Source organism: Mesorhizobium sp. RCAM 05104, assembly GCF_059683645.1.
Genome location: NZ_CM185033.1, coordinates 691964 through 713996 on the forward strand (window position 1 = coordinate 691964; position 22033 = coordinate 713996).

The 22033-nt window shown below is 61.0% G+C and carries 19 protein-coding genes, 1 tRNA gene and 4 pseudogenes; 8 read left to right on the forward strand and 16 right to left on the reverse strand.

The features are described from left to right. Positions 1-109: 109 nt before the first annotated feature. Positions 110-3154 (reverse strand): Ti-type conjugative transfer relaxase TraA, encoded by a 3045-nt coding sequence (gene traA, locus AC56QP_RS03795; RefSeq protein ID WP_489860878.1) that lies wholly within the window; start codon positions 3152-3154, stop codon positions 110-112. A 173-nt stretch (positions 3155-3327) separates the two neighbouring features. Here traA and AC56QP_RS03800 point away from each other — a divergent pair, with 173 nt between their 5' ends. Together AC56QP_RS03800 and AC56QP_RS03805 are read left to right on the forward strand one after the other, a co-directional pair. Beyond that, positions 3328-3654: a conjugal transfer protein TraD gene (locus AC56QP_RS03800; RefSeq protein WP_489863692.1), complete on the forward strand. Its 327-nt coding sequence runs from the start codon at positions 3328-3330 to the stop codon at positions 3652-3654. 1 nt (position 3655) lies between these two features. Beyond that, entirely contained in the window at positions 3656-3904 is a 249-nt protein-coding gene (locus AC56QP_RS03805) for a conjugal transfer protein TraD (protein WP_489860877.1), read from the forward strand. Between the two features lie 88 nt (positions 3905-3992). Here the strand turns inward: AC56QP_RS03805 and AC56QP_RS03810 are convergent. The 3 genes and pseudogenes from AC56QP_RS03810 to AC56QP_RS03820 all read right to left on the reverse strand — a co-directional run bounded on the left by AC56QP_RS03810 (position 3993) and on the right by AC56QP_RS03820 (position 5470). Next, positions 3993-4067, reverse strand: a tRNA-Ala gene (locus AC56QP_RS03810). Positions 4068-4603: 536 nt separating this feature from the next. Further along, a pseudogene (locus AC56QP_RS03815) lies at positions 4604-5048 on the reverse strand (Ros/MucR family transcriptional regulator). 98 nt (positions 5049-5146) lie between these two features. Continuing rightward, positions 5147-5470, reverse strand: a complete 324-nt coding sequence (locus tag AC56QP_RS03820; protein ID WP_489860876.1) for a hypothetical protein — start codon at positions 5468-5470, stop codon at positions 5147-5149. Between the two features lie 310 nt (positions 5471-5780). Here AC56QP_RS03820 and AC56QP_RS03825 point away from each other — a divergent pair, with 310 nt between their 5' ends. After that, entirely contained in the window at positions 5781-6038 is a 258-nt protein-coding gene (locus AC56QP_RS03825; protein WP_489860875.1) for a hypothetical protein, read from the forward strand. A gap of 25 nt (positions 6039-6063) precedes the next feature. Here the strand turns inward: AC56QP_RS03825 and AC56QP_RS03830 are convergent, their stop codons facing one another. Together AC56QP_RS03830 and AC56QP_RS03835 are read right to left on the reverse strand one after the other, a co-directional pair. Next, the gene (locus tag AC56QP_RS03830) at positions 6064-6432 is read right to left on the reverse strand and encodes a hypothetical protein (RefSeq protein ID WP_489860874.1); all 369 of its coding nucleotides are present in this window, start codon (positions 6430-6432) and stop codon (positions 6064-6066) included. Then, on the reverse strand, positions 6429-6722 hold the full coding sequence (locus AC56QP_RS03835) for a hypothetical protein (RefSeq protein ID WP_489860873.1): 294 nt from the start codon (positions 6720-6722) through the stop codon (positions 6429-6431). The genes AC56QP_RS03830 and AC56QP_RS03835 overlap by 4 nt, the downstream gene beginning before the upstream one ends. Before the next feature lie 59 nt (positions 6723-6781). Between AC56QP_RS03835 and AC56QP_RS03840 the strand changes: the two genes are divergently transcribed. Next, positions 6782-6964: a hypothetical protein gene (locus AC56QP_RS03840; RefSeq protein WP_489860872.1), complete on the forward strand. Its 183-nt coding sequence runs from the start codon at positions 6782-6784 to the stop codon at positions 6962-6964. Here the strand turns inward: AC56QP_RS03840 and AC56QP_RS03845 are convergent. Both AC56QP_RS03845 and AC56QP_RS03850 read right to left on the reverse strand, forming a co-directional pair. After that, a pseudogene (locus AC56QP_RS03845) lies at positions 6961-7677 on the reverse strand (SOS response-associated peptidase). The gene AC56QP_RS03840 and the pseudogene AC56QP_RS03845 overlap by 4 nt on opposite strands. A 78-nt stretch (positions 7678-7755) precedes the next feature. Beyond that, positions 7756-7977 (reverse strand): DUF768 domain-containing protein, encoded by a 222-nt coding sequence (locus AC56QP_RS03850; protein ID WP_489860871.1) that lies wholly within the window; start codon positions 7975-7977, stop codon positions 7756-7758. Between the two features lie 130 nt (positions 7978-8107). Here AC56QP_RS03850 and AC56QP_RS03855 point away from each other — a divergent pair, with 130 nt between their 5' ends. Beyond that, a complete protein-coding gene (locus AC56QP_RS03855) occupies positions 8108-8353 on the forward strand; it encodes a hypothetical protein (protein ID WP_489860870.1) in 246 nt (81 codons plus the stop codon). Between the two features lie 8 nt (positions 8354-8361). On the opposite strand, the gene AC56QP_RS03860 is transcribed toward AC56QP_RS03855, so the two are convergent. Both AC56QP_RS03860 and AC56QP_RS03865 read right to left on the reverse strand, forming a co-directional pair. Next, complete coding sequence (locus AC56QP_RS03860; protein ID WP_489860869.1) at positions 8362-8586, reverse strand: hypothetical protein; 225 nt, start codon at positions 8584-8586, stop codon at positions 8362-8364. Continuing rightward, a pseudogene (locus AC56QP_RS03865) lies at positions 8573-9429 on the reverse strand (ATP-dependent DNA ligase). Before AC56QP_RS03865 ends, AC56QP_RS03860 begins: the two are co-directional and overlap by 14 nt. A 127-nt stretch (positions 9430-9556) precedes the next feature. Between AC56QP_RS03865 and AC56QP_RS03870 the strand changes: the two are divergent. Together AC56QP_RS03870 and AC56QP_RS03875 are read left to right on the forward strand one after the other, a co-directional pair. Beyond that, on the forward strand, positions 9557-9820 hold the full coding sequence (locus AC56QP_RS03870) for a hypothetical protein (protein WP_489860868.1): 264 nt from the start codon (positions 9557-9559) through the stop codon (positions 9818-9820). Between the two features lie 432 nt (positions 9821-10252). Further along, positions 10253-10468, forward strand: a complete 216-nt coding sequence (locus tag AC56QP_RS03875; protein WP_489860867.1) for a Y4oE-related protein — start codon at positions 10253-10255, stop codon at positions 10466-10468. Positions 10469-10529: 61 nt separating this feature from the next. On the opposite strand, the gene AC56QP_RS03880 is transcribed toward AC56QP_RS03875, so the two are convergent. From AC56QP_RS03880 to AC56QP_RS03890, 3 genes are all read right to left on the reverse strand, one after another. Further along, a complete protein-coding gene (locus AC56QP_RS03880) occupies positions 10530-10754 on the reverse strand; it encodes a hypothetical protein (protein WP_489860866.1) in 225 nt (74 codons plus the stop codon). A 680-nt stretch (positions 10755-11434) separates the two neighbouring features. Further along, positions 11435-11731, reverse strand: a complete 297-nt coding sequence (locus AC56QP_RS03885; protein WP_489860865.1) for a hypothetical protein — start codon at positions 11729-11731, stop codon at positions 11435-11437. Positions 11732-12311: 580 nt separating this feature from the next. Beyond that, positions 12312-12512 carry a hypothetical protein gene (locus AC56QP_RS03890; protein WP_489860864.1) on the reverse strand — a complete coding sequence of 67 codons (201 nt, stop codon included), beginning with the start codon at positions 12510-12512 and terminating at the stop codon, positions 12312-12314. Between the two features lie 984 nt (positions 12513-13496). Here AC56QP_RS03890 and AC56QP_RS03895 point away from each other — a divergent pair. After that, positions 13497-13823: a hypothetical protein gene (locus AC56QP_RS03895; protein WP_497100776.1), complete on the forward strand. Its 327-nt coding sequence runs from the start codon at positions 13497-13499 to the stop codon at positions 13821-13823. Positions 13824-14403: 580 nt separating this feature from the next. Here the strand turns inward: AC56QP_RS03895 and AC56QP_RS03900 are convergent. From AC56QP_RS03900 to AC56QP_RS03910, 3 genes and pseudogenes are all read right to left on the reverse strand, one after another. Continuing rightward, a complete protein-coding gene (locus AC56QP_RS03900; protein WP_489860862.1) occupies positions 14404-16209 on the reverse strand; it encodes an OmpA family protein in 1806 nt (601 codons plus the stop codon). A 372-nt stretch (positions 16210-16581) separates the two neighbouring features. Next, entirely contained in the window at positions 16582-17859 is a 1278-nt protein-coding gene (locus AC56QP_RS03905) for a class I SAM-dependent methyltransferase (protein WP_489860861.1), read from the reverse strand. A gap of 1562 nt (positions 17860-19421) precedes the next feature. After that, positions 19422-21907, reverse strand: a pseudogene (locus AC56QP_RS03910) (caspase family protein). Between the last annotated feature and the right edge of the window lie 126 nt (positions 21908-22033).

Sequence of the window (22033 nt, forward strand, 5' to 3'; positions counted from 1 at the left end):
GAGCATTTGGCACCTGCTGGAACCAGACAGGATAACAAAGGCCGGCGCGCAATCAGATTTGTCATTTCATCGATCTGCGGAGTGGAAACGGCGGCAAATCGGCATGCCTTTAGATCCCAATGCCCCGCCCCTTACCGATGCCATGACTGAAGGCCAGTTCCGCGCCCAAGCGACGACCCGAATCCACGTTGATGCCAAGCTCGCGCTTGCGGTTTGCCAGTAGGGATTCCAGCTGCGGATCGCGTTCGAGGCTCTTGGCCATATCGGACATGGCCGAGCGCGTTGACTTGTAGCCGGACATGTCGCCGGACTGATATTGCTCCCGTCCCGTCCGGTCGAGCTTTTGCCAACGTTCCACGAAACGGTCAGCGCGGCGGCCAGGATCGATGTCTAGTCCGGTGCGGATTTCCGTTTCGAGCTGGAGAGCAAGCACGATGCGGCTGACGCGGCCGGCCCCCGCTTCGCGAACCAACTTAGGATTCTTGACGTAGGCCGCTTCGGCATCGCGCCAGCCATGCGGCCGCACCTTCTCGAAAGCGCTACGGGCATCCCTCAATTCGCGCATCTGGTCTGGAGTCCCCTGCCCCTCCGCAGCTGCGTTTTGCGACATCGCGTCAATCGCGCGCGCGTGACGCACAAGCGCCTTCGTGCGTGCGCTGCGCAACGCCGCTTCCGCGTCCACCGGTACATTCGTGTCGCGCGGCACTCCCCTGGCAGAAGGATCCCTTTCCGGCGTCCGGCCTGAATCTCCGATCCGCACCCCAACTCTCCTCCTTCCCGACCCAGGTCCTCCTTCCTGCATGGGCTCGCCATCTCCGGGCGAGCGCAACCCATCCAGCAGCTCGCCGATCCTGTCGCGCAGCTTCTCCGGAACAATCCGGCGCACGATCTCGACCACGCGCTCGCGGAACGTGATGCCGCGCCGCTCGGCATAGCGCTGCGCCGGCTCCATCCGGTCGTAATCCGACGCCATGTCCTTGGCGCGGTCGCGTGACAGCGTCCGGACGAGCCGTTCGCGAGTTGCGAAGTCATCGTTGCCGTAATGCAGTTCCATCCCTTCGCGATGCCGCGACAGGGCAACATAACTGCCATGGGCATCCATGCCCGGCGTCGCCAGCACATGGACGCGGTCGACCGTCATGCCCTGAGCCTTATGGATGGTCGCGGCATAGCCGTGGTCGATGTGCGCGTAGTCTTTCAGGTCGAAGCGAACCGACCTGTCATCGGTGCGCACGGTCATGCTCTGTGTGCTGACCTCCTCCACGATGCCAAGCGTGCCGTTGTTGACGCCGAGGCCGCGCTCATTGCGCAGGAACACGACACGGTCGCCAATGGCGAAGGTCCTTGCACCTCGTTCCACATTCACGTGAACCTCGTCGCCGAGTTCTCCAGCAGCCTGCATGCGCTCGCGCGCTGCCTGGTTGAGTACGCGCACCTCGTCGTTTGTGTGGGTGAGAATGATCCGGCTTGCCTCTGGATGCGCCTGCCTGTCTCGATCCCAGCGCTCGACGAGTTCGCCTCGCGCTTCGTCGCGCGTTGCAGCCTGATGAACCATGCCTTTGCCGTCATAAGCGCTGATCGCAGCGCCGATCCTGCCGGTTGCCAGATCGCGCGTTGCGTTACGCTGCCAGTCCTCGCGCTGCCGACGCACCTGGCCGATTTCGACGCCGGCGTGTCGCTCATGGATAGAGCGGAATGCAGCGCCCGCTTCGATTGCCTGCAACTGCTGCGGATCGCCGATGAGAACGACTTTTGCGCCAACGTCCGCGGCATGGGAAAGCACGCGCTCCAACTGGCGCGTGCCGACCATGCCGGCCTCATCGATCACCAGGACATCGCGCGTGGTGAGAAGATCCCTGCCCTGTCCCCAGCTATGCTCCATACTGGCGATGGTGCGTGACGGGATGGCTGATCCGCCTTCCAGATTCTCGGCGGCAATGCCCGAGAGTGCGGCGCCTCGAACCTCGTAGCCAGCCGCTGCCCATGCCTGGCGCGCAACACCCAGCATGGCGCTCTTGCCCGTTCCGGCAAAGCCGACAACGACACCAAGACCGCGGCCATCGGTGATATGCGCAAGCGCATCGGTCTGCTCGCCCGAAAGGATGAGCCCGTGTTCCGCAGCCCGCGCCAGTGCTGCCTCGCGATGTGCCTCACTCACCGCGTGTCGCTCGTCCAAATCGATACGCTCCGCCGCGCGGTGAAGGCGCTGTTCGGTCTCGATCATCTGCCTTGTGGTGAAACGGTCTTCGCCGCGTCCGTCCTTGCCGAGTTCGACCAGATCGGGTGCGTTGCTGATGGCTGCCACCACTTCGTTGAACTGCTCCATTCCCTCGCTGTGGCGATGCGAGAACTTGGCCATGTCCCTTCGGGTGAAGGTCGATTGCTGATGCGTGATAGCATCGAGCGCCACGGATGGATCGGCAATGATGCGCGCGCCATTGTTGCGCGCGATCTCGCGGTGCAGTTCGGCGCGATCTGCTTCAGTGTCGCCAGCGTCCAGGCCACAGCCCTCGATGCGCTGAGCCGGTGCACCAATCTGCGTTTGCGGCTCCAAGGCAATGCCCTGCGCTTCCAGACTGCGATGATCGATGCGCGCGTCGATGTCGAGTTCGGCCAGGCGCTCATTGGCTAGTTCCGCCCATCGCTCGCGCCAGCGCTCGACCAGCTGGGTGGCATTCCAGTCTCGAACCTTTGACCCAAAACCATTCTCGTCCACGGACCGCATGGTCAGCATGACATGGGCATGCGGTTTGGGGCTGCCATCCTCTGCCCTGTCCCAATGCACATTGAGATCGGCGACCATGCCCTTGCTGACAAACTCGACTTGTACAAAGTCGCGCGCCAGTTCGATGCCTTGCGCCTGGCTGAGTTCACGCGGCAGCGCAAACTCGACCTCGCGCGCAAGCTGGGCATCCTTGCGGACCTCGAACGCCTCGACATCGTTCCACAGCCTCTCGCGGTCGCGCCAGGCCTCCGGTGCATGCTGCGGCAACATCACCTCGGAATGGACGACACCGCGTTTGGCTGAAAAATCGTGGCTGCGTTCGATCCGCTCGTCGCGCAGCCGCGAAGCCGAGCGGTAGGCGGCTGACGCCACAGCACTGCTCCCAGCCTTGCGGCCAATGACCTTGACGTGAAGATGATAGATCGCCATCGCGACCAGATCATTTGCACGTCAAAACGCACGTCGGCACGACGTATAAGCGCGCCCTCCCTCGAAAAAATCTCGGGATGGACCAGCCCGTCCCGGGCTGTCTCGGCAACCTTGAAGCCTTCCGGCAGGCGGTCACCTATCATCGTCGCATCAACAATCCATGGAGACCTGACATGCGTAAACCACGGGACTTCGACGCCGAACTGAAGGCGCTGGAAGAAAAAGCGCGAGAGCTCAAGACGCGAAAGGTGCAGCAGCTTGGCGAGCTGGTGATCGCCACAGGCGCCGATCAGCTCAGCACCGACGAACTGGCGGGTGCACTGGTCGCAATCACTGAGACGAAAGACACCTCAAAGCGTGAGGCATGGGCCAAGCGTGGGGTGATGTTTTTCGAGAGCGGGTCCCGGCGAACTGCTCCGACATCTGAGCGCAACCCACGCAGCGCTTCGGCACAATCGGGCAGCGCGCAATCGCCGGCAGGCGGCACGGGCTCGGCATGATATGCGCACTTGGCAGGTCGAGCGCCGCCAGCGCACCCGACATCTGATCGAGCTCGGCGGGCTCGTCGTCAAGGCAGGCATCGTCGAGCTGAGTAAGGACGATCGCGCCATCATCTACGGAGCGATGCTCTGGATCGCCGCCAAGCTGCAAAGCCATGAAGGCGAGCAGGCAAGAGACCTATGGGCCGCGAAGGGAAGGCAGGCGTTCGATGCGGAACGGCATGAAGCCCAAAAGACTCAGCGAACTTAGCGGTGATTGGCGATCGGCAGGGCGCGAAGCCGCGAACAGCGGCATCTGCCAGCCGCTCGCCAGCTGACGGCGCTGCGTTAAGGATGGTAGCGATTTGGGGGACAATCAGCAGCGACCCCCAGCACTCCCTTGCCAAGGGAGTGCTCTACCACTGAGCTACCGCAGCAACGGGCGTCTGAATAGCCGCTGACGCCTTCAATTGCAAGCGTTCCGGCCCCTATCTGCACAATCGTCGCACCGGGACGATTGGAACCGTACTGGCACCATGCGAGCACGAAACAGCCTCCAGCTGACACCATTCAGCTTGAAGCTACACCGTTCTTGAAACCGGTTTGGTGCCATGCCGGACACGCATTGAAATAGAGCCCCGTGGAGGGGTTTCTCCCCCCCCACCCTTCACTCACTACCGGCGAAGGCCCTCGCGCTCGTCCTTGCCCCCGCCGCAGCTCGAAATGATACGTTTGCGAGGTTCATCCTCACCCGATTCAGCGCCTCGCTTGTCGCGGACGGGGCCGAGGGCGATGACGCCCCAAAATTTGCGGTTGGGCGCTCACAGTAGGTTTTGGCGGAAAGAAAGGCCGGCGCCAATTTGGGGATCGGGGGTGGGCTTTGGGTGACGCCGGCCAAGCGGACACTTGGTCCGCCGCAATGGAAACAAAGCCGATTTGGCAGTGGTTCCCAATGGTGCGATCGCGGACCCTACGCTTTGGCCTTCCGCTTAGCAGGCGCCTTTTTGACTGGAGCAGCCTTGCGGCCAAGCCCCGATGCCCTAGCCAGCGCCGACCGAGTTGCAGCGTAGTTTGGCGCCACCATTGGGTAGTCGCGCGGCAGGCCCCATTTGGCGCGGTACTCATCGGGCGTCATGCCGAGCAAAGCGAGGTGCCGCTTCATCGATTTGAATTTGCGACCGTCTTCCAGGCTGACGACGTAGTCGGGGAACACTGACTTTTTCGGATTAACCGCAGGCACCAGCGGTTCGCTCGGCGCTACTGCGGGCCCACCAAGACCGGACAGCGACATATGCACGGATGCTATCACGTCCGGTAAGCTGGCCACGGGCAAAGGATTTGCTCACATATGCGGAAACAATTTCTGCCGTTAGATCGATGAGCTCGACGGCGCGGTAGTCCGTGTCTTCTGTCATTTGTTCGTCCTCTGTTTGTGGACAGCTATTACTGGAGGGGCTTCATCGGCGCAATGCACTTCGCAACTGTCGACCACCCGCGAAACAACCGGCCCGATCTACTCGACGATCTGTTCTACGCGCGTGAGGTCCTGCGCGCTGCCATCCGTTTCGCTTTCCTCATGGATCATTCGCACTGGCAGATAAGCATTCGCTTCCAGCCACTCGCGCAGCACGATCTGAATGAGTTCCGACCGGCTTAACTTCACCTCGCCGGCAATGGAGTTCAGGGCGTCTTCGGTCGCCGGCTCCAGCGGCACGCCAGCCACATTTCGAAGCATCAGGGCGGCCCGTCGCAAAATGATCTGTAGATCGGGCCTCGCCATGTCCGCGATGCGGTTGGCGGCGTTCTCGAGTTCTTCGGCGATGGATAGACGGCTCATCTAGGAATGCTCGCGGAATTTAGTTCTTCTCGCAAGTAGGGTGCGCGCCAGCCGCGCGGGACGCTTCTGCAGGTGTAGGACAGCGGGCAGCGCCAAGCGAGGGTAATGCCACTCATATCGTCGATGTCTCACAACGGATCATTTGCGGTTGGCATCGGAATTGCTTCGTCCACCACAACGGTGGGATCCACATGGGGTCTGGAAAGCAAGGCGGAATGAGGCCGAAAGCCCGGGCGATTTTCATTCTGGCGAAGGCTCATGCCGAAGCGGGCGCTCCAAATCGCCTAATTGAACTCGCAAAGGTCGCAAGATGGTGGAAGCAACTCAATATTCGTTCACCTTGACCGAGGTCGCGACGGCACTGCTTCGACAGCAGGGGATCAAAAATGGCCGGTGGTCGCTTGGGTTTGAATTTTCCCTTGGAGTTGGAGCTTTTGGGACCAGCGAGGCTGAGTCCAAACCAGGAGCGATGGTGCAGATCCGCGCTGTGACTTTGATGCGGGTGCCAGACGAAAGTCCGCCTTCGACAGCCAGCTATGTCGTCTACGCTGCAGAATTAGATGAATGACGCCACACTAACCGGTTCGATGCCTTCAACGAGGCCAGTCGGCCTTCGCGACCCATCGGGTGTAGGCGCGCTCGACCTCGACGACGGCTTCTTCCTTTGTCTCCACGCTGCCCTTCGATGATCCCTGGTACCAGAACCACATGCCGGCAGACGGACCATGCAACTCTTTCCTGATCCGCCCGGCATTGTCGCTCTGGAAGGATGCCGCGAAGTCATACGCGGCTGTGCGACCTGCGATCTCCGTCCTGCCCCAGTCAACGTGAACCCGGGCACCACGCTCGACCAGGAACTGGAACGCCGCTTCCTTCGTGTCGAAGGTGTCCACGATCGCGCTGCCGTCCACGACTTGCCAGCCGCGCTGATAGGCAAGGCGGATCTTCAGGCGTTCACTCACCAGCGGAACCGTTCCGTGTACCAGGTGATCTTGCCGTCGACCTTCATCGGCTTGTGGATCATGAGGCGCTTCGGCAGGTGTTCGGGGTGCACCTCAAGCAGCGTTATCTTGACCTGCGGCTTGCAGCGGCTGCAGTCGAACTTCAGGGCCAGCGGATCTACGCCGCCGCCATAGACCATCATCAGGTCGGCCGACCTGCAGTAGCGGACGTTGCCGCAGCTGCATTCCGCTTTCACAAGCATGTTGTGCCGGGTTGCCTTGCCCAGCGTGTCGATCGGTTCGTGCGCCATGAGAACGAATAAAGAACATTTCTCTTGCCCGTCAAGCCGGCCCGTGGAATGTTTTCGCCATGAGCGACGAACCGACACGCCTTGCCGACACTATCACGCCAAGGGAGCACGCTCCGATCCTCGGCCATATCTGCGAGCATCAAGGCTGCGCCAGGCATGCGGGCTTCGGCTTCGCACGGCCGCGACAAGAACCTCGTTGGTTCTGCTTCGCGCATCGCAGTGATGGCGAGCGCTACCTCTAGACGTCGAACAGGTCGGATGGCCCGAGGCCGATCTCGTCGATGATGTCAGGCGTGTTGTTGCGCGGGCTGCCGACCTTGCTGTCGATCGGCCACATCTTCATCAGCTCGGACGGATAGGGCTTCATCAGGTCGCGCGGATCAGGCTCCGGACCAAGCCAGCGCATGTAGTCGGACGGCGCCAGAATGACGGGCATGCGATCATGGATAGTGGCCATCAGCTCGTTCGGCTCACAGGTGGCGATGGCGAATGTGCGCACCAGTTCACCAGTGGCCTTGTCGGCGTATTCTTCATAGATTCCGGCCATGGCGAAGGGATCGCCAGACTTCATGGCGATGGCATAGGGCTGCTTCTTCTTGCCTGAAGGGTCGAGCTTCCCATTCGAAATAGCCGTCGACGGGCACCAGGCAACGGCGTGAGGCATAGGCTTTCCTAAACAGGCCATTGGAGGCGATGGTCTCGCAGCGTGCGTTCACTGGCGGCGGCCGGCCGCTGCCTTCCCTGGACCAGCGGGGGACGAGGCCCCACTTGGCCGATATGAACCCGGCCATGCTCGTGAATAGCTCTTCGCGAACGATGATGGGGTACATGAGCTTGGCGCGCCATTCCAGATCGGAAACGCGTTTCCCATGCGCTCGATTTCACCAGGATGGGCAAACTCGAACCGCCGCACCATGTCGGGGATGGTCGATTTGACGAAGACGCGTCCACACATTTGAGACCAGGCTCACTCGTCACGTCAGGGGAAGACCAAAATGGGAACGCACCCGGAACGAGTCAAGCCTGAACCGCGTCACTCCGGAGCACCGGCATCGTAGTGCACGATGGCATCCAGGATGGTGCGGTAGAGGCTGTCGACCTCTTCGTTGATCTCTTCCCGCTTGATGCCGAGCGCCTTGGCATCGGCGATCAGCTTGTGTGTCAGTTCGTCGACGGAGATGACATCCGCCTTTGTCGTCTCGGGAACGTTGTTGGTGATCCATCGATCGAGGAAGTTTATGCCGCGTGTGCTCATCTGGCGACAAGCTCGCGAAGGCGTTTCGGTTCCGGCCCGAGCTTCTGCGCGGATCGAAAATCGCACTTGTGAGTTTACGGATTGCGGCACGCGCGCCGTTCGGCTGCACCGAACAGTTGAAGGAGGCGAAATGATCAATCCGCCAAAGCGACAGGGCGAGTACCTAGACCGTGATGTCGACTGCCAGGAGGCCATGGAGCCCGGCTTTCAGGCGATCGTCGATTGCATGTTGGAAGTTGGCTGGACGCGAGGCGAGATCCAGCGATCACTGCGGAGGCTCATTGCCGCGGACAACATGACCCAAAAAGAAAACGCCAAGACGGAAGCCCAGCTGGCGATCGCGCGCGCCATGATGCGCGCCGGCAAGCTGCTATAGATGCGGCTTCAAGGCTTGCTCACTCCAGCTTCGTCAATCTCAGCTTCCATCTGGTCGCTGACGGGCTTGTTCTTGCCGCCGGCGAGCGGCTCGCCATCGAAGCCCTTCAGCCACGCATCGGCGAATTCGTCCCAGACCTGCGGCACAACGCGCTCCCTGCCGTCCTTGCGGGCCTGCGCACCGTACATCCACGCGTAGGTGATGCGCTCCTGGTCCTTCTTAGCCACGGACATCGTCTAACTCCCAGAAATCTTGCAGCGAAGCGTGCCGCAAATCTTCATCGCCGCGCAAGTGCTTGACGCGGCCGATCAGTCCCAGCCTGACCCAGTGGGTCGCTGGTGGGCGCCGGGCCTGCGTGCTCCTGGACACGCTTCCACAGGCGCTCACGGATCGCACGACTGGAATTGATGAAGGCCGAGCCGACATACTTGCCTGTCGCCCGATCCGCCATGAGCGCGAAGGCCGGCTTGCCGGCCTCGCGCTCGACGCCAAGCAATTGGTATTCGTCGATGGCGTAGCATTTCGTCTTCAGCCAAATTGTCGACGGGCCGCCGCGGTACTTGCTGTCGCGGCGTTTTGATACCATGCCCTCGAGTCCGGCCTGGTCGAGCAGATGATAGATGGCATTGGCGTCGCCCGGCAGCGGCTCGCTGAACTGGATGCGCCCGCCCGGCTCGATCATGCCGGCCAGGATCTCGCGCCGCTCTTCGAGCGTCATGTCGCGCAGGTCGTGGCTATTGAGGTGCAACAGGTCGAAGGCGACGAAATAGAGATCATGCTGCCGGCGCGTGATCGCCTGGCGCAGCTCGCCGAAGTCGGACAAGCCGGCTTTGTTGAGCACGATGATCTCGCCGTCGACAATGGCGCTTTCGGCGGCGAGGCTGGCGGCTTCCTTCACCAGGTCGCGATACTTGGCCGTCCAGTCGTGGCCGTTGCGCGTGTAGATCCGGGTGCCGGCGTCGTCGATGATCAGCCGCGAGCGATAGCCGTCGAACTTGACCTCGTGAATCCAGTCGTCGCCTTCGGGAGGCTGCTCCACCAAGGTCGGCATCAGGCGCGACGAACTTCAAACGCATACGGGAACCCACACAAACCGCGATTCAATTAGCTTGCGCTGAAATGGTTCCGGAACATTTTAGCTAAGTTGAATGTTTCAATGATTACCTTGCACAAACGAGGGACCGGATGGCACGAAACCTGAGAGTGGGCGACGAGATCACGCTAACCGCCACAATCCTGAAGGTGGTGAGCGACGGCGTTTCGAGCGTCAGCATTCCCACTTACAACTTCCCCCTCGCAATAGATTCGCCGAAACACGCCAAGCCGGGGCAGAAGGTTGAAATCAGGCGGTTCGCCACTCGCGTCGATGACGAGGATGGCAAGGTCACGGTTCGGATCGATGGGGGCGGCCTGGTGACCGTGGATCGACATCGCGGGTTGCGGTACGCGAGTAGCCTTTGCGCGTAAGCTGCACTTGCACGAAAGAACATGCCGGCCTAGCCGATTGAGGTATCCGGGCGTAGTCACTCCCCTTCGAGAAAGGCAGATATAATTCCGGCGTTCCCGACGCCGGATTGGCCGGTTTCGGCGAACAGGGAGGGTATGATGCTACGTGCAATATCTAGGGTTCTGGCTATCGTCGTCCTCTGCTCCACCGCCGTCGGAATCACGACCAGCCTGACCATGGCTGACCCGCGCGATGTGGGCCACAAGCCGGGTGATAGAGGGAACTAGTTCCACCGCCCGGTACCGACGTGCCCAAGTGAATGGCCCGTTGCCCTCGCAGCGGGCCTATTTTCGTCTGAGGCACGTCGACGAGTTCGGCAACGGTGATGCTGAGGTCGCGCGGGTAGTGACCAGCGATCAAGCGAAAGGTACGATACAGGCGGAGGCTTAGAAATGCCGAACGCCGAAATCCCCACCTTGACCGTGGCCGGGCTCGCTGACCCCAACCGAGCCATCCAGGCAGCGGTCGCGCTTTATGGATCAGACGCAGCGACCGCCGTTGCGTGGTGTGCCCTGGAAGCGCGTTTCGCCGGCCGTGAAGCGGACTACCGCTTCTGGTGTGGCGTCATCAAGCAACTGTACGCGACAAAAAAGAATGCCCGCCACTGACAAAACAGTGACGGGCTTTCTGTTACACCTGCCGGTGAGGGGACCGAGCATCAATAGAACTTCACTGCCGCCAGTCGGTTCCGAAAAAAGCCGGCCATTCATCAGTTGAGATCGCACGGCCTTTTGCCATGCCCTCTTCATGCCTACGGCCGCCTTCGACGATCAGCTGCTGAGCGGTAGCAGTTGAGCTCGACCTCGTGAATTCAGTAGGCTGCTCCACCGAGGTCGGCATCAACGGCGCGACGAACTTCAAACGCATGAGATGAACCGCAAAACCGAGATTCATTCAATTGGCTGACCTGAATTGGTTCCGGAACTTTACGCGGTGACGATGTTTCCTCAAATGCCGAAGCTCTCAGATCGCGCGCCACCTACGCACGGCAAGCCACACGACGGCGAGCCAGGAAATCAACGTCACCACTTCATCGTGTGCTCGGTCTGCGGCCAGCAGATCGATATGTGGGATTTTCGGCACCTCGCACATCATGCCGATCAGGCGCACAAGCCGCTGAGATGGGGGTCTGGACGCGTCTCAATGAGCGGCGGCGGGATAGCTTGAAATAATCAACTCGGCTGTCGCCCAAAATGCGAGGCCGGCGAAAAACAGAACCGCCACCGAGATGAACAACACTCGCTGGAAATCCGTAATCCTGAAACCTCGCCACACGATTGAAACCGGATCTGTTAAAGCCGACAGCCCGCTGCCAAGGTTGATTGGGACGAGGCAGCGGGCCGCTGGGTGTGGTGCACCCAATGAGCAGCGGGGGTCTGCTGCTCGTTCACTTAAAATCGCTTGGCCTCCCAAAAACGAGTTTCCTTATCACTGAACATTAGACGCGCCTTATGGATTGTTCGCCGCAGATAGAAGCGGCGAACCCTTGATTTGGCTCCGTATGCTGAGACGTGTCGAAACGAAAAAACCCGCCGGCGCACGCCGGCGGGCGATCGGGAGCTAGGCCTAACTGATCAGTTCGCGCCGCCGAGCTGCTTTGTCATTTTGCAGAAATTGTCATGTGACTTCGCGATAGCCTCGTCGCCACATTCCTTCATCATGCCCGCACGGTCTTCTTCCTTCATGGCCATCCAGGCGGCCTTGAATTCCGCTTCGGACTTCATCGTCTTCATGCCGGCATCAGTAAAGAAGGGCGACATCTTCGCCGGGTCATCGAGCGCGGACGTTCCGGTGCTGCCGCCCGCAAGCGCTGAACCAGTCATGATCGCAAGCGCCATAGCGCCCGTTGTCAGCATTTTGAAGTTGTTCATGGAAAATTCCTCCGGTTACGGCTGCCAGAAAGGCAGCTTGTTCCATCAACTCCGTCATTGGGAAAAAGTTTCCCTCAAAAAGGAAGCCGACCGCCCTACCCCAACCGGGAGGTTCCGTTGATCCTTCAAAAAAAAAGTCCGCCCGGTATACATTTTCGAGCGGGCCAAACGCCCATCCGAATGGAGAATGGGTGGGCCAAGGTCTGGAGTACGCTGGGTTAGCCAGCATAGCCAGACGAGCGGCGGCGAGGTTGGTTGCGCATATGGGCGTCAGCTGATCGTCGAGAGCAAAGCGTCTCTGGCAAGCCTGTGGATAGTAGCCGTTGAAGGCGAGCCGATCACGCCTATCGTGGGGTTGCCACCCCGCCCGGCAGTCGATGCTTTCACGTTTCTCAGGCAAGTATGCGTCGACTGCCGGCCCCCCAAAACATCAGGCACTTCTGTTGCTTACGCCGCACATCCTACGCTCACGCTTCATGCCCCGGATGGCGTCAGGCGTGCCGTAGCCTGCCGTTTCAAAAAAGAAACGCAAAAAAGAATCCCACCCGGCCGAAGCCGATGACTGGAAATGACGTATGGGTCAAGCGGTGCGCAGCACCTTCATGATGGCTTCCCACGCCCACCCATGCTCAAACCAATGCCGGCTCTGGCGACGCCATCGGCCCGCCACCGCCTCTTCTCGGGACGATTGCACGGTAGGCCGGACAGGGTGGAGGATCATCGTCATCCCGCCTGCGACGATGCGGCCAAGGCGCCCACTTGTCCTGACGGCGTCGAGCATGCGGCACTCCCCAAAGCGTGCGATTTCGATTTGGACGGTTGTCATCCGACACGCCGTCCAGGGTCTTTAACGCGCACAGGATGTCGTCAATCGTGGCTATCGCTCCATTCTCCAGCCGACGCAGCAGAGGTATCCCGGAACCGAGCAGGCGTCGGACGCCCAGGAAGCCAAAATCGCCCGCTTCTCGGCAGCAGTCAGATCTGGAAGGCCTACAACATCTTCAGGATGGGCAATCCTTGTTGAGCCGTATTGCATTTCCGATTTGGCAATAATTCGTGTCCGGTTGTCATCTCCATGGCGCTATCGATGCTGCCGTCTAGTCGCCGCGTGGGGGCGCGGATTGTCCCTACGTAGTCTGGCGATCCTGGTGACAACGACCGCTTGAAGCTGGGCGCCCGCGCCGCCTTAGTCAGGCCCCAGTTTCGGTCGCTGTTTTGTCAGTACCAGCAGCAGCAGCGACGGTCTCGGCCTTTTGGGCGTGGTAGATTTTCAGTAGAGTGGAAGCCGTTGCATCGGGCGTCCACCCCTGCGCTTCTGCGGAAGCTACCAAGGCCGCAAAGGCTGCTTCCAAAGCCACCTCGCAGTTGACCTCCCTGTCTGGGCTGTTCTCCGGCAAGATCGGTCCTTCAACGGCTTGGGACATCTGAAAAGCAGCTGGCCGCCGAAAGGTTTCTCTTGCCACGGTTTTGCGCCGCGTCGTGTCCCCCATATCGGGTTGACGACAGTCTGCATCTCTGGCCGAGCCCCCCGCTGGCGTCTCTGTGCCCTCCACTGTGTCCTCGATCTTTACCCCTCTCCATCGCCACCACTTCCGCCGCATAGTTGCAACCCGGGCACAGGTGGCGGCGAATGACACTTCCTGACTAAAGGGGCAGGGGTGCGCCCGTTCTCAGAGCTCGATGATCTGTGTGATGTCGAGGGAACAACCGCTGCTCCAGAGCGTTTTTGTCCCGACGGGACATTCTCAGCTCATGGAGAGTTGTGATGTTTAGAAAACTGGTTCTCTCATCGGTGATCGCGGTCACTTGTGCTGCCGCCGCCGTCTATCCGGCAAACGCGGGCGGTGTCATCATCGACTTTGGTAGTGGTTATGGCGACGATTATGGAGACAATTATGACTACTATGGTGACAGTGATCGGTACCCCGATTATTACGGTCAACGCTATTCCCAATACGACGACATGTATGACAACGGCTATAGGCCCCGTTACTACCATCGGCATCATCGACACCATTGCCGCGTGGTGCTGATCAAGCATTGGCGTCATCACCACCGCGTCATCGAGCGAGTTCGAATCTGCAGGAGGTAATGGTATCAGGTCCGGCCAATCTGGGCGGACTGAGCGCTTGAGTTCTACAGTTCCCGCAGCCGATAGGGGTACTTAACGCAGGTGGTCCGCTCGATCGCGGAGACGTGTCCGCTCGGGCGGCCTGCCGTTTTTCAGACGGACATGACGCTGCCTTTCTCGGCAACAATTCTGCCCTTTGCCCGCTTCGCGGGCGGTAGGTGGCCATGCTTAACGAACTGCGGACGACCAAGCGCCGCGCGCACCACGCAGTGGGCGGGTACATTCTGGGGGAAGTTCAAGTTCCGCATCAAACACCAGCGCGCCGGCGGCGAGGCAGTCCCCGCATTTTGATAAGAGCGGCGGGCTTGTGCCTCAGGTACCCGTCGCTCTCTAAGAGCGACGGGCGGTGTTGCCTGAAAATGCGGAACTGCTACTTTAGCCGCAAGCGGGATGCTAAACCGCTCGGTAAATGGAGTCTTAGAAAAGCCCCGTCGGGGTTTGAAAGACAAGCATCTTCCGTCATCGGAGCACGCCGGGGTTTGGTCCTTGGCGCAAGTGTCTCGCGATTCGGGAGCTTTACCGAATCGCGAGATTGTCTTGGTCAGTTGGAACTGGCGACCGGCGCCACAAGCGGCGTGATGCGGCGAATAGCGACGCGGCGGTTCTGTCGTTCCGGCCCTGTCGTATTCACCTTAAGATAACGCTCGCCGTAGCCTTGGGTCGTCAGGTTCTCTGGCGCTATGCCAAAGGCGTTGGTGAGGGCCTCGGCAACTGCCTCGGCTCGCTGGTCGGACAAGGCCAGGTTTGCAGTGTCACTGCCGACGGCATCAGTGTGACCTTCGATCAGGAATGTTTCGGCTGGGTTCTTCTTCAGCAACCGCTCCATTGCATCCGCAACCCCTTGCAGCTTTTTGACTTCGCTGTCCGAGATCGATGCCGAACCGGAGTCGAAATTCAACGTGTCGAGATCAACGCGCCGGGCGATGTCGCGCACACGCGCCGAGCGTTTGACCTCGTCGACCGAGTAGAGACGCTGGACCTTTTCCACGGGCGGTTGCTCAAGGAAGGTGTAGTAGTCGCCAGGATCCTCTACCAAATCCGATTCCAGGATATATTGCTTGCGCGGAATGGTTAGCCGCATCGGCGGCAAGTCATCGCCAGGGTCGCGCCAATCTTGCACGTCCTGGTAATACCGCTCGTCGACATAGCTCAACACATACTCGCGACCGTCGGGCGTGATGCGGGAGCGCTGGATGACGTCTCCATTGCCGTTGCGGATGGTGACGATCTGGTTGCCGTTGTCGCGAACGACGGTCTCGCGTGTACGGCCGCCCGGCAGATCCTCGTAATACACGTCCTTGGCACCACGGTTCATGCGCGGCGCTTCGTTGCTCTGGACGATCGTCTGGTTGTTGAACTGTATGATGACCCGGCCGCCAATTTCCGCGAGGACATCGGCGCCTTTTGGACGCTCCGGCGCTTGGGTGTCGGGCGCCTTGTCACGGCGAGTGCCCTTTTCGTTCGTCACCGGAACGATCTTCTCCGGCTTGATCTCCTGTTGCGCTGACTTGTCGTCAGCAGGTGGTGGTGCGGCATCTGCGGGGGCGGCCGCAGGCGCGGTGGCCTCATCGCTGCCGTTCTGCGGGGCGACGTTGCCTTCCTTGCCCGGACGTTTCGCGTCCTTCTGGCTGTCCAGGATGGGGGCAGCGTTCGGATCGGCTGGCGCCTCGCCCTGGACTGGCTTTTCGCTTGGGGCGGGCGCGGCCGGCTCACCAACGGCCGGTTTTCCGCTGGGGGGCTGCTCGGTCGAAGGTGGGGTTTTCGTCACGGGCTGGTTTGGTGCAGGCGCCTCGGCGGCAGGCTGCTCGGCGGCAGGTTTTTTCGTAGGTTCAGCCGGCTGTTCGCTCTGTACAGGCGCAGGCTGATCGGTCGCAGCGGGCGCTTGGGGAGCCGGGGTGGGCAAAGGCGCCTTGTCTGCGGGCGGCTGGACTTGCTTGCCTGCCGGTTCGTCGGGAGCCTTGGAGGCAGGCTCGGCTGGCGGCGCCGGCGCAGGTTCGGCCGTTTGCGCGGGCTGTTGCTTCGTCGAAGGTTCAGTGGGTGGCGTGGATTCTGGAACGGGAGTTGCCTGCGACGCCGGGGCTGCCTCTTTTGGCTGGGCCTCCGGTTTTGGAGCAGGCTGTGGTTCGGTCGCTGGAAGTGGAGCAGCTTCGGACGGAGCCTGTTGCCTTAGCGCGCAGGCTTCGGCGGACTCGCCCTCGCTACATTTCAACTTGATAAAAATCGGCGGTGCGGATGCGGCGAACCGTGCCGCACCGAATGCTGCGCTGCTGAGCGAGACCCCGAACGGCGCTGAGGCGATGAGCAGCCCGAGTGCGGTGCTGGCCAAAATCTTTGGTCGGCGTGTCATTTGAATTCTCCGTGTCGTGTCCCGTCACTATCCAAACTGGGCGCTGGCACATTGGTTCCCCGTCAAGATCGAATGGCGCGTTTGCCAGCAGACACGACACGCGGCTGAATCGCTACACTGCCTCTCATTGGCACTAGTTGTGGCTATTTTTATCTGGTGACTAGCGATGCCGGCCGGCCGCCTCACAAGATCCGCGTAAGCCCATCTGAACCCTTCTGGCGCCAAATCCCCGCTAGGCCGCACCAACCGTAGGCACAATAACCAGCAATCTCGAATCCGAAGGCATGCGCGGCTGCGAGCAAGTGGTGTGCAAATGCGCCCCCACCGGCTCTGGGGCTGGTCGCTACCTGATCGTGATCGAGAGACCGCGCGTCACCGTCGATAAATGTCGGCCCGCGTCGGCGGCAGGCCGCTCGGACCCCGCGCGCGTTTGGTGACGACGGTCTGGAAAATCTGTGCCGAGGCGCGCTCGAAGGTGATCGAACAGCCCGTGAGATAGAGCAGCCACAGCCGCGCCTTGGCCTCGCCGACCTCGGCGACCGCCTCGTCGAAGCGGGCCTGCAGCCGCTCGGCCCACAGCCGGCAGGTGCGTGCATAATGTTCGCGCAAATTCTCGACGTCGTAGACGAGGAAGCCATGCGCCTCGAGATTGCCCAGCGTCATGCCGATCGTGTCGAGTTCGCCGCCGGGGAAAATGTATTTGAGCAGTGCCTTGAACTCCGGGCCCTTGCGCAGGGTTTTCTTCATGTCGCCCTTGCTGCGCCGTGTAATGGCGTGGTGCAGATAGATGCCGCCTGGTTTCAGCAGGCGATGGATGGTCTTGAAATAGGTGGCGTGGTTGGCAAGTCCGAGATGCTCGAACATGCCGATCGACGATATCTTGTCGAAGGAGCCGGTGAGCTCCGCATAGGATTTGATCTCGATGGTGATGCGGTCTTCCAGCCCCTCGGCGCGGATACGCTCGCGGGCGAGGTCGGTCTGCGCCTGCGACAGCGACACGCCATGGCCGACGACGCCGTAATTCTTCGCTGCATGGATCAGCATGGCGCCCCAGCCGCAGCCTATGTCGAGCAGCTTTTCGCCCGGCTTCAGCCGCATTTTGCGGCAGATATGGTCGAGCTTGTCGGCCTGCGCCTGGTCGATGCCGTTGGCGAAATCCGTGAAATAGCCACAGCTGTAGACCATGCGCTCGTCGAGGAAGAGCCGATAGAAGGCGTTCGAAATGTCGTAGTGGTGCTGGATCGCCTCCTGGCTCGAACCGCTGACGAAGGGATTGCGCCCGGATAGATCGGCGCGCGCCGTCATCCGTTTCCTCGAAAACAGCACGGCCGGCAGGTCGCGCAGGATCGCCAGTTTCGGCAATGACTTGAGCTTCGTCCGCAGCTTGCCTTGCGACGGCAAGGCATAGAAATCGAACAGCGATCCGTCTTCGACGTCGATCGTCTTGGAGATCCACATCTCGATCAGCGTCGAGAAGGCGGGCCGGCGGAGCACCTGCCAGACGATGTCCTGATCGTTGATGGTGAGCACCGGGCCAGTGGTGGGGCCGATCCGCTCGCCGGTCCACAGCCTGACTGCGAAACCCGGCTTCAGCGTTTCGACAACCGTGCGAACGATCCGTGCTGCCTTGTCGGCGGCGTCCTTTGGCATTTCCCCGTCCTGGCGCAAAGCTAACGATGCCTCCGAAAGTGTGACTTCCATCAACAGGCAGTCCATAATCTAGAGTCTTAGACAGACTCAGCAATCCCCGACGGCGCGTGTGCCGTGGCTACTAAAGCCGCACCAACGGCGCGCCCATCCCTGATCCGCACGGCCACGGCATTGTCCAAATCGATCAGAAAAGGGAACCTTCTCTATCATTCAAAGGTAGTCCTACGCCGCGTGTCCTTTCCACTGTACCGAAACGACGAGCAGCCCCTTCTGCATATTCCGACGGCTCTGCACCCCTATTCGATCATCGATCTTGGAGCCAAGCCTGGCGACAGGATGAGATTCGAAGGGGAAGTTGTGCATGTGGACGAGGATTTGAACAGGGTCACAGTGCAGGTGGTGGGGCGCGTCACGGTCGACACTAGCATGGTCAAGTTGGTGCGAAGATATCGGCCGCCGACCCGAAGCGAGCCGCTGCGTGAAACGGCGGTAAAGCGTTAGAGGTCCTCTCAAGCGCGTCGTGTCCCCGCCGGGGCCGTACGTTTTCGAGTTCGCGGGCGGCTTCCTCGCTCCTTCCGGGAGGCGCGCTTACCGGCGAAGTAGCGTTGGTGGTGATATCGGCACTGGCGTTTTGTTCGAGCAACGTGATTGGGCCATGCTGGTTTGCATGCTCCAGTCCCCACCACGTCGTTTCGCGTTTCTGCCAGCGCGATAATTAGCTCACCCAGCTTGGTGTGATGGCGGCGGTGTCGCGATAGCCCTGGATCAGCACCACACCCAGTTGCACCTCAGTTCACCGCGGGCCACCCTTAAACGTTAATGTAGCGTTCGGTGGGATGACGTGCCGAGTTCGGCCTCGACGACGTTCATCGCGGTCACCTTGGCCGAGGATATCCGCCCGTGGTCGTCGGCCAGGTGCTGCGCAAACGAGTTCTCAAGGGCCTTCCTGTTTCGGCGGGTCACAAATGGGAGGTCTATTATTGTGCAAAGGCGCCAGCTGGCCGGGAGCCAGCGGGCGACGGACCTTGCGGCCCTAATGACCGCCTGGAGGGGACCGGCGGGCAAATGGGATGACTTTCAGCGCCGCAATCTGAGCTGCAGGCGGCGATTTTCAGTCAGTTTCAAAAAATCGATCTGATTCAACGATTCCGTTGGATTGCCTACGGGACCCTGTGCCTTGGGACGTTCATCGGCCTTGTTCGAAGGCGCGGATGCCTCGAATAGGCTACCATGGTTCAGATGCGTACAGTGCTCATAGCCATGGTCGCGCGCACCGCAGCGAGAACAGCACATCGAGATTTGGCCTATCAGCATTCACTAAAATGCGCGACTTGGATTTTGGTTGCCGAGGCTAGAAGCAAACATTCGGGTGCTGAAGACCCTCAAGGGCCTCACGCCGTACGAACACATCTGCAAAAAACCTGGGCAAAATAGCCCGAGCAGCCGGGACTAAACACCGAGTGGGCCACCGTCCCTCCCGTCGATCACGCCTTTCGCTCCACCCCATTTCGAGCCTCACCGCCCACCTCGCGCGGCTGATGCCCTGATTGCCTTCCGGCCTCCTACTTGCCGCAGGCCGGCTCGCCCTGATGCCCGCAGGACAGCTTTTTACCAGGCAACTGCTGCGGCTTGGGCTGCTGTGGCAGGCGTTGTTCTTGGATTTGGGGCTTCGGCTGGGCACGGAACTCCGGCTTGGGCTCGGGCGGCGGACGTCGCTCTTGTACCTGGGCTTTCGGCTGGACGTGGAATTCCTGCTTCGGCTTCGCATGAAACGTCGGCTTCTGCGGCTTGGAGAACATCTGCACGTTCGGCTTTTCCTTCGGCTTGAGCTGGCGCTGCGGATTCTCGTTCGGCTTCTTGACCTTGAAATTCCGCTGGACGTTGATTTCCGGGCCGGTGGAACCTCCACCGCTGTTCTGCATCTTGCGGATTTTCTTGTTCCCGTTGCCCGGGGCCTGATCGCTCGGTCCGACAACGGCCTGGCCAGCGGACAGATCCTTGCGCGTCAGCTTCTTCGGCTTGCCGGCGTTCTGGTAGGACAACGCGTTGGGATTGTTCTTCCTGAACTTCTGCCGAGCGTTCAGACCTTGCCCGGCCGGTGCACCGTTGACGGTGGGCAGCTTGCGGAATTTGCCATTCTTTCCCTGCCCATTGCCGGCTCCGTTCTGCTGTTCAGCGCCCTGCCCCTCCGTCACGGCGGCGCCTGGATTCCCTGTAGTCTGCGGGTTCCCGCTCATCGTACCCTGCTTGCGCAGCTTCCTGAACTTGTCATTGGACAAGGTCTGGCTGTTGAGCACCGGCTTGCCGTTGACGAGCGGCAGCGTCTTGCCGTTGGCGCCGGGCAAGGCGTGATCGGTCGAAAGCTTGCCGCCAGGTAGCGTCTTTGACATCGGCATGGTGCCGCCTGGCTGCTCGCCCTGCGCTGCACCCTGGCCGAGCTTCGCCGGCAGGCCGCTCGGCTTCTGCTTGACCAGCGCGGCCCTTTTCTGCAGCAGCGGCGGCAGCGCGACCTTGGCCGCGAACGCGGCCGCGCCCAAGCCCTCGGCGCCGAGCTTTTGGGCGGTGGTAAGACCGTCCGGCGCGTTGCCATTGCTCTGCCCGCCCTGATTGTTGGTCTCGTTGTTGATCGTGGTGTTGTGGATGTTGTTGAAGACGATGTTGTCCCGAGGCGGCACGACGTTGTGCGGCGGGTTAACCCACACCGGCACCGGCACGAAGACCGGTACCGGCAGAACGAAGATATCGACTGCCGGCCGGGGTGGCGCCAACACGATGAAATCCGGCGGAGGTGGCGGCAGGAAGATCACCGCCGCCGGCGGCGGCGGATCGAAGGCGAAATCGTCGAAATAGAGCACGGGCCGGTCGACATAGATAATCTCTTCGGGCGGCGGCGGCGGCACGTCATAGTCATAGACAGCAAAACTCTGCGGCGGCTCCAGGGGGCGTCGAAATGCTCCAGCCTGCGCCGGGCATCCCAGGCGTGCGGGCCGTGCGGATAGCGATCGAGGTAGGACCAGTAGGCTTCGGGCGTATCCCTGAGCCAGGTCTGGCGCCAGGTGATCGCCTCGCGCCGCGCCGCCAGGATCGCGCGCACGCGCTTGGCCATCGGGTCGTGCGGATAGGCGACGATGAAATCCTCGTAGCCGCGCATCGTATCGCGATCGAGGGCCGCGACGTAAGCATCGCGCGCGTCGAAGTCGCGGATCGGCTTGGTCCGCATCGTGCGGGCCTCCGCCGCCGAAACCTGCGGCGCGGGAGCATCCGGAGCGCGATCGAAGAAGACAAAGGGCTCCGTGATCTTCGAGGCGTTCCAGGGCACTTCAGCGCCTTGCGTCACTTCGTTGACGCGCAGCCTCGTGCGGTCGAACACATCGCTGAGCGGCAAGCCACCTTCGCGCATCATCTCGGCAAGCGCCTGGGCATAGGCGCCGTATGGGCCCTTGCCGTCGGGCGCGACCGTGCCGGGAGCGGCATTGAAGGCGATGAGCATGTTCGGATCGGGATCGACCAGCGCGAGGCCGCCGGCAAGTGGCTGCTTCGATTGGGCCAAGGAATTCGGCCGCGCCGCGTCGAGCACGACGATGTTGACTTTCGACGGCAGCGCGGCGAGTGGCTTGGTGAGATCGGAAACCCGCACCGCCGCAATCGGCACGTCGGCTGCATTCGAGATCTGGGCGTCGACCGGCAGGAAATAGTTCTCACCTTCGAACTGCACGCCATGACCAGCGAGATAGACAAAGACGACCGCGTCGGGACCGGCGGCCGAAACCTTGGCGAGGAAATCACGAAACGAGCCGCGCAGCGATTCCTGGTCAACGTCGCGCGCGCCGACAACATCAAACCCTGCCGCCTGCAAGGTCTGCGCGATCAGGCCAGCGTCGTTTGAGGGCGTCGCCAGCTCGCCGGATTGGTAGGCGGCATTGCCGATAACAAAGGCCAGGCGCCTTTCGCTTTGCGCGAGCACTCCCGTCGCGAAACAGACCGCAAAGATAGTAAGCGCGGCAAGGAAACCGAGGAACTTGCAGAGGAACTTTTGGAGTGTCCGCATCACAATCTGCCATCCTTACAAACTACGACGCCGCAGAGACGGAAACCTCCCGCAGACAGTTCGAAGCAGAATCTCGCGCGGCTTTGCGGCACAATTTCGACCAAAAAAGGCGGTATGGGTTACCAG